We start from the raw sequence: 12,188 nt of genomic DNA, 5'->3' as shown, positions 1-12,188 counted from the left end.
GCGCCGAGGCGATGATGGCCGACTTCGCCCGCGACCACGGACCGGCCGGCATCGAGAAACTCGGTGCCCGCATCCTGGCCCACCTCGACCCCGATGGCACCGTCACCGATGACGCCGACCGCGCCCGCCAACGAGGGTTGAACCTGCGCGGCCAGGACGCGCAGTTGATGAGCAAACTGTCGGCCACCCTCGACCCGCTGACGCGGGCGATGCTTGATGTGGTGATCGCCGCCTGGGCCGCGCCCGGGATGAATGACCCGGACCATCCGGACTCACCCCGCGGCAGCGCCGATGACGTCGACGACGACGTCCTGCGCGAGGCGGCCCGCCGGGATCTGCGGTCGCAGTCGCAACGCAACCACGACGCACTCAAAGCCCTCCTACAAGCAGTCCTCGACGGCGGCCTGCTCGGCGCATCGCACCGGGGACTCCCGCCGCATCTGATCATCAAGGTCACCGAAGAAGCCTTGCGCGAACAGGCCGGGGTGGGCGAAACCACCAGCGGCGCGGTGCTGCCGATCAGTGACGTGATCGACCTGGCCGCAAAAGCTCAGCAACATCTCGCGGTGTTCGAGGGTCACCGCACCGAGGTGCTGTATCTGGGGCAGGCCAACCGGTTTGCCAACCGGTCGCAACGGTTCGCGCTGTTCGCCGCCGACGGCGGCTGCTCCGCGCCGGACTGTGATCAACCGTTCGCGACCACCGAAGCCCACCATGCGCAGAAGGATTGGGCCGAGGGCGGGTGGACCGACATCATCGACCTTGCCCCGGCATGTCCGAAACACAATCGGATGGTCGGTCCCACACGTGGGCAGTTCACCACCCATGTGGTCGCCGTGGGCCCCGATGCCGGACGTGCCGCCTGGGTGCTGAACGGTGATGACACGCTGCCACCGAACCCGGCGCGCATCAACCGCAGCCACGACCTCGCCGAAGCCCTGGCCGCCTACCGACGCGGGGAACGCCTCACCGCCGCCCCGCGTGGACCCACCCCGCGAGGCACCCACGACACCCGCCCGCCGCCCGAACGCCGGCGCGTGCCGAAACTGATCGCCTGCCGCTGGTCGGTCACCCGACACGACCCGACCACCCTGCGGCCAGCCACCTGACACCCGACGATTTCCCCGAGTCCCCACAGGACATCGGGGCAGTCGTCGTGCTCTGGCATCGATCACAGTTTGAGAGGCCAAGTCGACCCAGACACGAGCCCGTTGGCAGACTGTTCCCATGACGCAAATCACCCTGAAGGGCAATCCGATCAACACTGTGGGCGAGCTTCCTGCCGTGGGCAGCAAGGCCCCCGGCTACAGCTTGACCGGCACCGATCTCGGACCGATCGAGAGCAGCAAGTTCGACTCCAAGGCCGTCGTCCTGAACATCTTCCCGTCGATCGACACCCCGGTCTGCGCGTCGAGTGTGCGGACCTTCAATCAGCGCGCTGCCGAGACCGGCGCGACCGTCGTCTGCATCTCCAACGACCTGCCGTTCGCCATGGCCCGCTTCTGTGGTGCCGAGGGTATTGAGAACGTCGAGGTGGGCTCCGCGTTCCGCGACAGCTTCGGCAAGGACTTCGGGCTCACCATCGTCGACGGCCCGATGGCCGGGCTGCTCGCGCGGGCGGTGGTAGTCCTCGACGCGGACGGCACCGTCACGCATGCCGAACTGGTTCCGGAGATCGCCCAGGAGCCCGACTACGACGCGGCGCTGAGCTCGGTCAAGTAGCTGCGGCCTTCCCGCTTCGAAAACCACCCCGCACTCCCGCCCTGTACCGAATACCCATCGACAATTTCGCAATGGCTACTCGGCACAGGGCGGTTGTCGACTAAGGGCGGTTATGCTGGGCGGTTTCCGGAAACCGAGGCCTACTTCCGCTCAACACCCTTCGGCGCACCCGCCGACATGAACCCGAACAGGTAGCCGGCGACCCGACGCATCTGGATCTCGTCGGCGCCCTCGGTGATGCGGTAGCGGCGGTGATGCCGGTAGATGTGTTCGAAGGGTTCGTGCCGGGAGTAGCCGAGCCCGCCGAACACCTGCATCGCCTGATCCGCGGCCTCGCAGCACAGCCGGTTGGCCTGGTAGTTGCACATCGACACCTGCTGCGAGGCCTCGAATGGCCCGTATTTGTCCATCTTCCACGCGGTTTCGTGGATCAGGGCACGGAGCATGGCGGCGCGGGTGTGCAGGTCGACGAGCGGGAACTGGATGGCCTGGTTGGTCGAGAGTTTCTTGCCGAACGGCGCCCGCTCGTTGGCATAGGCCACCGCACGGTCGATGCAGTACTGGGCGGCACCGAGACTCGACGCAGCCTGCCGAATCCGGTTCTCGTTGAAGAAGTGCTGCACGATCTGCAGCCCACGCCCCTCCTCGCCGAGGATCGCCGAATGCGGGACCCGCACCTCCGACAGGGAGATGTGGGCGTGGTCGGTGGGCATGTTGAAGGTCCAGAGGTATTCCTCGACGGTGAACCCGTCGGCCTGCGGATCGACCAGGAATGCGGTGATGCCGCGCGCGTCACCGGCGTCGCCGCTGGTGCGGGCGAAGATGATGTCGCGGTGTGCTGCATGGATTCCGGTGTTCCATGTCTTCTCGCCGTTGATGATCCACGTGTCGCCGTCGCGGACGGCGGTGGTCTCCATGTGAGTGGCGTCCGACCCGTGGTCGGGTTCGGTGATGCCGAACGCGAAGAATCGTTTGCCTGCGGCGAGGTCGTCGACCCACTCCGCCTTCTGCTCCGCGGATCCGTACTCGAGCATCAGCAGCAGGCCGATGTTGTTGCCGACGATGGAATGCTCGTTCTGCAGATCGCAGTGCAGCCCAAGGCCTTTGCTCGCGAGATGCTCCCGGATCACCGCCATCGACAGGTTCGATCCGTCGCGTCCGCCGAACTCGGCTGGGAACGGATACCGGAAATGGCCGGCTTCATCGGCGCGACGACGCACCTCCCGCAGCAATGCCTCCCACTCCGGGGTCGGCAAACCACCGTTCTCCCAGTCGGTTCGGGAGTCCTCGCGGCGATGGTCGAAGAACCGGATGTTGTCGTCGGCCTCTTCGAGCGGCTTGATCTCGGCGTCGATGAAGGCGTCGAGCTCGGCGAGGTAGTCGGTGAGTGAGGTCGGCAGTTCGAAATCCACTGTGGTTGTTTCCTTCAGCAGTCGGGCTGGGACAGGTGACGGGGGTTCGCGACGGTCAGCCGATCGATGACCTCGGCGGTGACCACCGCCTGTACGGCCGGATCGGTCGCCGACAGAGTGCCGTCGCGCAGGGCGTCGGCGAGTTCGGCACTTCCGGAGACACCGATGTCGGACAGTCGTTTACGACTCGCCGCCGCTTGGCGCTCCCCCAGGACGAGTTGTCGGCGCACGGTGGCCAGGACGTTGTTGGCGACGCGTGTGTGGAAGCGGACGTGTCCACTGACCCCGGGATCGGTGGCCACCTCGTCGGTGAGATAGGCGGTCACCGACTCGAGCAGATCAAGCGCGGTCGGCGCGAGATGCGGATCTTCCGACGTAAGGTCGTCCTGCTCTTCGGCGAGCGGATCGGGCACAGACAGCGGGCTCGCCAGTCCCAGCGCTAGGAGGACGTCGAATTCTTGTTCGGCGCTTCGTCTTCCGATGGCGGCGAGTTCCATCGACCGTTCGGTGCCGTCGAGGTAGCGGGCGGCCTGTTTACCGCAGATCAGCCCCCACTTGACGGTGGCATACAGTTCCCACCAGTGCAGCGTCGCCTCGGTGGGTCGCCGGCCGGCGACCTCGGCGTAGCCGTCGAGCAGGTCGGCGCGAGAACCCATTCCGGCGACGGGTTCGGCGACCCCGAACCGCCATGCCTTGGCGCACAGCCATCCCAGATCTTCGATGGGATCGCCGAGATGTGCGAGTTCCCAGTCCAGGACCGCGGCCACACCGTCGGGCTGGATCAACAGGTTGCCGAGGCGGAAGTCGCCGTGCACGACGGTCTCACCCGACGTCTCGGGTCTGTTGCGGCTCAACCAGTCGATGGCGAGGACGAGCCCGGCGGGCGCGTGGTCGTATTCGCGAGTCATCTGGGTGCGCAATGCCTCCAGCGGATCGCCGACGGCGGTCAAACCGGTGGCCGCGGAGTCCATGGCGTGGATGCGCGCCAGAATCGCACCCGCTTGCCGCGCGAACCCAGCCCGCGCCGGCGCGTAGGCCTCGTCCCGCAGGATGCGCCGCGGAATGGATTCACCGTCGACGAAACTCATGACCGCATAGGGGAATCCGAGTACTCCGGGGTCGTCGGCGGTGTCGCTGAGGTCGAGGACCTCGGGGACCGGGACGCCGGCGGCGAATGCGGCCCGCAGCACCTGCCCTTCGGCGGCGAGGCCACCTTCTCCGGGTGACGCGGCGGGCGCGGCGCGGACGATGACTGCGGTGGACTCCCCGGACTCGTCGTCGGTGATGGTGAGCGCGTAGGTCGTGCGACTCGCCCCCGCCGGCAGTACCCGAATGTCGGCGACCGAGTATGCCCGCCCCGACATGCTGCCGAGGCGTTCGGCGATCCGCGGCCCGACCACCCCGGGATCGGTGGCGTGACTCGTGTTGTCCTGCATGGTCGCCATCATGCCTCATCGATCCACGCCGGGCGGCAGGATCCCTTCGGCACCAGCACGGTCCGGTAGGTGCCGGGGGTGCGGCTCATGGTGATCTGGTCGGTGACGCCCTGGTAGTGACCCAATGTGGTGTCGGCAGCGAATGTTTCGGGATCGAGGTACAGGTGTCGGTCGTCGCCGCCGGGCTGCCCGGCGGTGGCGCGGGCGTAGTCGCGGTCGAAGATGCCCATGCCGACGATCCACAGCGCGGCGCGGGTCAGCGAAACGTGCACCTTGTAGCTCCCGCCGTCGCGCGCCCGGCGGGTCAGGGCTTCCACGATGCCGGCGGTCATCAGCCAGGACACGATGTAGTCGTTGACGACGAGAATCGGTGGTAGTGCGGGCTTCTCGCCGCCACCTTCGAGGAGCATCATACCGGCGAGGCTGCCGGCGGTCTGATCGAAGCCCACCCACGACGACCACGGCCCGGTCTCCCCGTTGAGTGAGGCCGTCGCGTGGATGAGCCCGCGATGACCGTCGGCGGCCTGTTCAGGCGAGAGTCCGATGTCGGCGAGATAGCCGGGTCGGCGGTTGGCGTAGAAGATGTCGGCGCCGGCGAGCAGGCGGCGGATGTGTTGTGCGCCTTCATCGGTGTAGGGACTGAGGGTGGTCGACCGGACTCCGACGTTGGCGCTGACGTAGGTGGCGTCGTGTTCGAGTTCGTTGGGCCGCCACACATTCAGCGTGTCTGCGCCGTGCAGGGCGAGGGCTCGGCCCACGCCGGCACCGGCGATGACGTGTCCCATACCGAGTGCGCGGATTCCGTCGAGTGGCTGGTCCCCGGTGGACGGCAACGGAATCGGGTCGCCGTCGGCGATCTTGGTGATCTCGATCAGCGGCATGTCGGCGAACACGTCGCGGTAGTGCGGTTCGGCCAGGACCTCCGGCACGGTCCGCAGCATCGGCATCACGACACCGGCGTCGGCGCCGGCCGCTTCGAGTTCGGCGCCCTTCCAGGTGGCGATGGCGTCGGCGACCGCGGCCTCGTCGTCGGGCACGCCCAGCAGTTTCTGCGCGCCGACCTTGATCTTGGGGTACGGGTTCAGCGGCATCATCCACCGGTCGTCACCGGTGCGGTAGAAGCGGAAACCCAACGCGTTCGACGGATTCGACGGCGTGCCGGCCGGATAACCGTTGAGCAGCTCCCACTTCCGGTCGTAGAACGGGCACAGCCGGTGCGGTGCGGTCCGCAGGTCGACGGAGATGTCCTGCCCCTCACCAGTTCGGGCCCGCCAGAGTTTGGCCACCGCAGCCGATTTCGCGGCCAGCGAGATCGCGGCCGCACCACCGAGTCGCAGTGTGCTGGGCACGATCGGGTCGGCACCGATGAAGGAGATGTCGCCGCCGGTGTCGTCGGCGGACATGCCGATGCCGGCCAGTACCTCGCCGAGCTCGGCCGACGGATCGAACGTGTCGTCGGCGGCCGGCGAGGCCGCCGCGGTCTGCAGTCGGTCGGTGAGTGAACTCATCGGACATCCTCCAGGTCATCCTCGAGTAGGTCGGTGTCGAAACCGCCCGCAAGCAGGTCGTCGGGGATCAGCACTTGACGGGAGCGGATGTACTCGCCGATCGCCTTGCCCACCTGATCAATTCGCGTGTTGGACGACCCACCGGTGCCGAGGAGTCCGTGCAGCACGAAGTGCACGCCCTGCAGGTCGGGGAACTCGTGCCGGGTGACGTCGAGATCCTTGGCGTCGGGCACGAGTCGTTTGATCTCGTCGGTGGTGAGGAAACGCCGCAGCCACAACCAGACTCGCGGATCAGCGGTCCAGATGCCGACGTTGCTGTTGCCGCCTTTGTCGCCGCTGCGGGCGTGGACGACGGCGCCCAGCGGGGCGCGGGTCACGCGGTCGGCCAGTGGCGCTTCCTCGGGTTCGCGGTGCACCGGCTGCGTGATCAACTCGCTGGTCGGCGGAACCGAGATCGCGAGACTGCGCCCGTCGTCGAGGACCGCTCGATGGTCGAGTGCGGTCATCGGCAGCAGACCCGGCCAGTAGTCGACTCGTGGTCGCGGTGTCGAGGTGAGTCCGGCATGGACGTCGTTGAAGAAGCCGGGGATGCTCTGCAGGTAGAGGCTGCCGATACGTTTCATCATGTCGGCGGCCTTGAGAGCGTCCGCAGTTTCCGAAAGCGCCATGATCCGCAGCGCGACGGTGGCCGCCCACTGGGATTCCGGGTCGTCGGCGGGCGTGCCGATCTGGGTCAGGTCGATGGTCACGCCGTCGGGTAGGTCGTGGTTGAGCTGGTCTCGGATGAGCGCGACCTTCTCCGCGACGTGCGGGGAGGTGACGTAGACGGTGTTGACGACGGTGAAGCCGACGGGCCCGAAGATGGCGACCTTGGTGGTGGGTGGCGGTGGCGCTCCGGTGGTGCCGGAGACCTGCACGCGGTCGGGGGCGAGTTGGTCGACGCGGACGTGGTCGAGCCGGACGGTGACGTCGGGGTTCAGGTAGACGGGCCCCTGGATCTCGTAGAAGAGTTGCGCCTTGACGGTGTCGGCGGTGACCGCTCCCCCATCGCGGGCGTGTTTGGTGATGACGCAGCTGCCGTCGGCGGCGATCTCGGCGATCGGGAAGCCCGGCATGATCGGATGCCCGATCTCGAGGAACCCGGAGAAGTTGCCGCCGACCGCGTGCGGCCCGCATTCGATGATGTGTCCGGCGACCACGGCGCCGGCCAGCGCATCCCAGTCGTCGGCAGCCCAATCGTGCCACCAGGCCGCGGGTCCCGCGGTGAGCGAGGCGTCGGTGACGCGGCCGCAGACGACGATGTCGGCGCCTTCGGCCAGGGCCGTCGCGATGCCCCAGCCGCCGAGGTAGGCGTTGGCGGCGAAGGGTTTCGCCACCCACTGCGAGATCGGTGCGCCGCCGTCGAGGTTCTCGAACGCGTAGCCGTCGTCGGCGAGCCGTGGGAGGTCGGCGAGGATGTTGTCGCCCTCGACATGCGCGACCCGCAGGTCGGCGCCGACGGTGGCGATCTCCTCGCGCAGCACCTGCGCCAGGCGCGCGGGGTGGAAGCCACCGGCGTTGGTGACGACCTTGATGCCGCGGTCGGCGATCGCGGTCAGGTGGGGGCGGATCTGCTCGACGAAGTACTCGACGTAGCCCTTGCTCGGGTCACGCTGGTACGCCGCCGACAGCGACGCCAGGGTGATCTCGGCGAGGTAGTCGCCCATCATCACATCGAAGGGATCGCCGGCCATCGCTTCGTCGATCGCGGTTCGGCGGTCGCCGAGATAGCCGGAGAAGTTGGCAATCCGAATGGGGTCGCGGCCCACGGGGGCACCTCCTTGTGCACGTCCTACTGCCTTGTGAGGCTAGGGACCGCGACGCGAACCGACCAGAATCAATCGGCGAACGCGGAGATGACCAGATCGGTCATGGCGGTGGGCGGCTCGATAGGGTAACCGATGTGGACGTCCTCCATCTGCGGTATTTCGTCGCGGTCGCCGAAGAGCAGAGCTTCAGCCGCGCGGCGAAGCGGCTGCATATGGCGGCGTCCCCGTTGAGTCAGCGGATCAAGGATCTCGAGCGCGAGTTCGGGGCGATGCTGTTCGTCCGAGCCCATCATCGGATCGATCTGACCGACGCCGGTGAGGCGCTGCTGCCTCGGGCCATCGACATCCTTGACCGCATCGACGCGCTGCCCGACATCGTCCGCGACGCCGACGACCAGACCGCGCGGCAGGCGACCGTCGGCATCGCGCCCGAGGTGTCGGCAACGGTCCGCGACACCTTTCTTGCCGAACTCACCGACACTCATCCCGACATCCGGCCGCGGCTGGTACCCGCCAGCTCGGAGCCGCTGCTGCGTGACCTGCGGGCCGGACAGATCGACATCGCCCTCGTCCATGGTCCGGTGACCGGCGCCGGCCTGGGTAGCAAGTTTCTCGAACGGCAACCGGTCGGGGTGGCGGTCGGCGCGAACGCGATTCCGGAGGACCGATCGTCGGTCGTGCTCGCCGACCTCGCCGGCATTCCGTTCGCATCGATCACCCACGACTCGGCACCCGAGATCTATCGCAATCTCGATGACCTGTTGACCCGGCATGGTATTCGCAAGCGCATCACGCTGACCGGCGACAATTTTGTCGGTTTGGCCCAGTTGGTGGCGACAGGGCAGGCGTTCACGTTCGTCGGCCTCGGAAGTGGCATGGCCAGCAGGGTTTTCCGCGATGAGCCGGTGCGGATTCTGCCGATCGAGGGCTTGCGCCCACACATCACCACCGTCGTCGCGTGGCGCACCAACCGCGCCGAGTCCGATCCCCTCGTCGCCGATCTCGTTGCAACGGCATCGAATATGGCGCCACACCCCGAAGGAGAGTGAACATGCAATCCCATCGTCTCGGCACGTCCGGGCTCGCTGTGTCCGAAATCGTGCTCGGCTGCATGAGTTTCGGCGAACCCGGTCGCGGCACCCACCCGTGGACCCTCGACGAGGAGGCGTCCCGTCCGTTGATCCGCGCCGCACTGGAAGCCGGGATCACCACCTTCGACGTCGCTGACATGTACTCAGCCGGTTCGAGCGAAGAGATCGTCGGACGCGCGCTGGCCGACTTCGCGAATCGCGACGAGATCGAGATCGCGACCAAGGTGTTCTATCCGATGGGTGACGGTCCGAACTCGAAAGGTTTGTCCCGCAAGCACATCATGAGTGCGATCGACGCCAGCCTGCGACGACTGGGCACCGACTACGTCGACCTCTATCAGATTCATCGCTTCGATCGCCATGTCCCCGTGGAGGAGACGATGGAAGCGCTGCACGACGTGGTGAAGGCAGGCAAGGTCCGCTACCTCGGTGCGTCGAGCATGTGGACCTGGCAGTTCGCGAAGCTGCAGCACACCGCAGAACTCCATGGCTGGACGCGGTTCGTCTCGATGCAGGACCAGTACAACCTGATTCAGCGCGAAGAGGAACGCGAGATGCATCCGTTCGCGCAGGATCAGGGTGTTGGCGTGTTGCCCTGGAGTCCGCTGGCCCGCGGCCGGCTCACCCGTCCGCTGGGTGAATCGACCGCACGCAGCGGGTCTGACCATCTGGCTGCCCGCCTCTATCGGCAGGACGAGGAGTCCGACCGCGCCATCATCGACGCGGTCGCGCAGATCGCCGACAAGCGTGGTGTCTCCCAGGCGCAGGTCGCGCTGGCGTGGGTGCGACAGCAGGCCGCAGTGACGGCGCCGATCATCGGCGCAACCAAGATGACACACCTCGACGACGCGGTGGCATCACTGTCCGTCGAGTTGGACAGTGATGAACTCGCGGCGCTCGAGGCGCCGTACACGCCGCGGATGCCGGAGGGGTTCTGACTCAAGAACCTTCAGAGCCCGACGAGTTCGGCCGACCTGCTCCATAATCCGTCGATGAGCGCCTGGTCGTGGGCTTGTTTGTTCTCGCGCCCGTTGGCCTTGTGCTTGTCGAAATAGACGCCGTTGACCGTCGGATCGGCGCCGCGTTCGGCGAGCGCGATCAACGGTGCAGCACCCTGTTCCGGGGTGATGGTCGCGAATCGCTTCAGCGGGGTTCGATACGCGAGTCCGACGAACCAGGAGTCGCGTCCGAAGCTGGTGGCGGCCGGACCGGGATGGACTGCGGCCGAATAGATCTTGTCGTCGGTCCACCGTTGCGCGATACCGCGGGTGAACAGGATGTTCATCAATTTGGCTGTGCCATAGGGACGCATCCCCATGGTGCGCCGTTTGCTCCAGTCGAGGTCGTCGAGATCGACCGAGCCGAAAAGGTTTCCGACGCTGGCGGTGTTGAGCACCAGCGACGCGTCGGCCGCAGCCAACCGATCTCGCAGCAGATTGGTCAGCAGGAACGGCGCCAGATGGTCGATCTGGAAGTTGGGTTCGTGCCCGTCTGGGGTGATGTCCTTCGCGTCGAAGGTCCCGCCCGCGTTGTTCATCAGCACGTCGATCGAGGTGACCGACGCGGCGATGCTGTCGGCGAGTTCGCGCACCTCCGACAGCCGTGAAAAGTCGGCGGTGAACGAACGGGCACCCGTCGCCTCGGCAATCGGCGCGAGTTTGCTCGCCGAGCGTCCGACGACGATCAGGTCGACGTCGGGGCCAGCGAGCTTGCGCGCGGCGACCGCGCCGATCCCGTCGCTGGCTCCGGTCAGGACGATGGTTCGCTTTGAGGTGTCTGCCATGCACCCACCATGCCCGAAATGCGGCCGAGCGGTCAGTCGCCGCGTCCGCTCTTCTGCTGCAGTCGATCGATTTCCTCGGACGTCTGGGCCTTGGTGAGATCGGCGGAGATGGTCTCCCCCGCCTCCCGGGCCAGGGTGTCGAGGTAACTGCGCTGGGCGCCGGTCATAGGTTCGTCGCCGGTCACCCAGTCCTCCGGATCTTTCTCCGTGGTGTTGCCAGCAGAAGCGCCGAGCACTTCGTCGGTGGACTCGGTCGAACTCTTGTTCGATTCACTCATGTCTCCACCATACGACTCGCTCGGCAGTCTGGCCAGTCATCTCCCGATCGGGATCACCGGGTCACCACTCGCTACGCGTCCTGACGCTTCGGCATTACCCACATCGCCCGCGGGAAGTGGCAGGTGTAGCCGGTCGGATACCGCTGCAGGTAATCCTGGTGTTCGGGCTCGGCCTCCCAGAACGGTCCTACCGACTCGATGGTCGTGACCGCCTTACCCGGCCAGAGACCGGAGGCGTCCACGTCGGCGATGGTGTCGCGGGCGACCTCCTCCTGCTCTGGGGTGAGCGGGAAGATCGCCGAGCGATAGCTGGTGCCGACGTCGTTGCCCTGCCGGTTGCTGGTCGTCGGATCGTGAATCTGGAAGAAGAACGCCAGAATGTCGCGATACGTCGTGGCCGTCGGGTCGAAGACGATCTCCACCGCCTCCGCGTGACCGGGGTGGTAGCGGTAGGTAGCGTGCTCGTTCTGCCCGCCGGTGTAGCCGACGCGGGTGTCCAGGACGCCGGGCTGCTTACGGATCAGATCTTCCATCCCCCAGAAGCAGCCGCCGGCGAGGACGGCGGTCTCGGTGCCGGGTCGCTGGGTGATCTGGCCGGTGTCGGTGGTCATGCGTTGTCCTCCGTGGTGGTCGTGGTGTTGTCGAAGAGCTCGAGGTAGTCGCCGTAGCCTTCCGCCTCGAGCTCGGCGACCGGGATGAACCGCAGCGCTGCCGAGTTCATGCAGTACCGCTGGCCGCCGGCGTCGATCGGGCCGTCGCCGAAGACGTGGCCGAGGTGACTGTCGGCGCCCGCCGATCGCACCTCGGTGCGCTGCATGAACAGCTTGCGGTCGGTCTTCGTGGTGACGGCGTCGTCGACGATGGGCTTGGTGAAACTCGGCCAGCCGGTGCCGCTGTCGTACTTGTCGGTCGAGGAGAAGAGCGGCTGCCCCGAGACGACATCGACGTAGATGCCGGGCTCGTGGTTGTCCCAGTACTCGTTGGCGAAGGCCGGCTCGGTGCCGTCCTGCTGGGTGACCCGATACTGTGCGTCGGTCAGACCGCGCACGGCGTCGGTGGTCTTGCGGTAATTGGTGGTCACAGTTCCTCCTTGCTGCGCCGTCCCGATTCCTGAGCAGCCCACGAGCGAAGCGAGTGAGCGTGTCGAAGG

12 protein-coding genes are annotated in these 12,188 nt (G+C 66.8%); 4 read left to right on the top strand and 8 right to left on the bottom strand.

The features are described 5' to 3' along the window. Together AAFP30_RS08590 and tpx are read left to right on the top strand one after the other, a co-directional pair. The coding region (locus AAFP30_RS08590; protein ID WP_419229459.1) for a DUF222 domain-containing protein at positions 1 to 1,109 on the top strand (1,109 nt) is incomplete at its 5' end. A 118-nt stretch (positions 1,110 to 1,227) separates the two neighbouring features. Beyond that, positions 1,228 to 1,722 carry a thiol peroxidase gene (gene tpx, locus AAFP30_RS08585; RefSeq protein WP_419229458.1) on the top strand — a complete coding sequence of 165 codons (495 nt, stop codon included), beginning with the start codon at positions 1,228 to 1,230 and terminating at the stop codon, positions 1,720 to 1,722. 140 nt (positions 1,723 to 1,862) lie between these two features. Here the strand turns inward: tpx and AAFP30_RS08580 are convergent, their stop codons facing one another. The 4 genes from AAFP30_RS08580 to AAFP30_RS08565 are packed head-to-tail and all read right to left on the bottom strand — an operon-like array spanning position 1,863 to position 7,886. Continuing rightward, positions 1,863 to 3,134 (bottom strand): acyl-CoA dehydrogenase family protein, encoded by a 1,272-nt coding sequence (locus AAFP30_RS08580; protein ID WP_419229457.1) that lies wholly within the window; start codon positions 3,132 to 3,134, stop codon positions 1,863 to 1,865. A gap of 14 nt (positions 3,135 to 3,148) precedes the next feature. Then, the gene (locus tag AAFP30_RS08575) at positions 3,149 to 4,570 is read right to left on the bottom strand and encodes a phosphotransferase family protein (protein ID WP_419229456.1); all 1,422 of its coding nucleotides are present in this window, start codon (positions 4,568 to 4,570) and stop codon (positions 3,149 to 3,151) included. A gap of 8 nt (positions 4,571 to 4,578) precedes the next feature. Further along, complete coding sequence (locus AAFP30_RS08570; RefSeq protein ID WP_419229455.1) at positions 4,579 to 6,078, bottom strand: CoA transferase; 1,500 nt, start codon at positions 6,076 to 6,078, stop codon at positions 4,579 to 4,581. After that, positions 6,075 to 7,886: an acyclic terpene utilization AtuA family protein gene (locus tag AAFP30_RS08565; RefSeq protein ID WP_419229454.1), complete on the bottom strand. Its 1,812-nt coding sequence runs from the start codon at positions 7,884 to 7,886 to the stop codon at positions 6,075 to 6,077. Before AAFP30_RS08565 ends, AAFP30_RS08570 begins: the two co-directional genes overlap by 4 nt. A gap of 134 nt (positions 7,887 to 8,020) precedes the next feature. Between AAFP30_RS08565 and AAFP30_RS08560 the strand changes: the two genes are divergently transcribed. Both AAFP30_RS08560 and AAFP30_RS08555 read left to right on the top strand, forming a co-directional pair. Further along, positions 8,021 to 8,935, top strand: coding sequence for a LysR family transcriptional regulator (locus AAFP30_RS08560; protein WP_419229453.1), 915 nt, complete (start codon positions 8,021 to 8,023; stop codon positions 8,933 to 8,935). A gap of 2 nt (positions 8,936 to 8,937) precedes the next feature. Further along, positions 8,938 to 9,915: an aldo/keto reductase gene (locus AAFP30_RS08555; protein ID WP_419229452.1), complete on the top strand. Its 978-nt coding sequence runs from the start codon at positions 8,938 to 8,940 to the stop codon at positions 9,913 to 9,915. 11 nt (positions 9,916 to 9,926) lie between these two features. Here the strand turns inward: AAFP30_RS08555 and AAFP30_RS08550 are convergent, their stop codons facing one another. From AAFP30_RS08550 to msrB, 4 genes are all read right to left on the bottom strand, one after another. After that, positions 9,927 to 10,760, bottom strand: a complete 834-nt coding sequence (locus tag AAFP30_RS08550; protein WP_419229451.1) for an SDR family NAD(P)-dependent oxidoreductase — start codon at positions 10,758 to 10,760, stop codon at positions 9,927 to 9,929. 32 nt (positions 10,761 to 10,792) lie between these two features. After that, complete coding sequence (locus AAFP30_RS08545; protein ID WP_419229450.1) at positions 10,793 to 11,038, bottom strand: DUF3072 domain-containing protein; 246 nt, start codon at positions 11,036 to 11,038, stop codon at positions 10,793 to 10,795. Positions 11,039 to 11,109: 71 nt separating this feature from the next. Continuing rightward, positions 11,110 to 11,649 (bottom strand): peptide-methionine (S)-S-oxide reductase MsrA, encoded by a 540-nt coding sequence (gene msrA / locus AAFP30_RS08540; RefSeq protein WP_419229449.1) that lies wholly within the window; start codon positions 11,647 to 11,649, stop codon positions 11,110 to 11,112. Beyond that, positions 11,646 to 12,119 carry a peptide-methionine (R)-S-oxide reductase MsrB gene (gene msrB, locus AAFP30_RS08535; protein WP_419229448.1) on the bottom strand — a complete coding sequence of 158 codons (474 nt, stop codon included), beginning with the start codon at positions 12,117 to 12,119 and terminating at the stop codon, positions 11,646 to 11,648. The genes msrA and msrB overlap by 4 nt, the downstream gene beginning before the upstream one ends. Positions 12,120 to 12,188: the final 69 nt, after the last annotated feature.

Source organism: Gordonia sp. CPCC 205515, from assembly GCF_048537925.1.
GTDB lineage: Bacteria > Actinomycetota > Actinomycetes > Mycobacteriales > Mycobacteriaceae > Gordonia.
The sequence above is the reverse complement of the archived record's forward strand: the minus strand, read 5'-3'. Positions and strand labels throughout refer to the sequence as shown.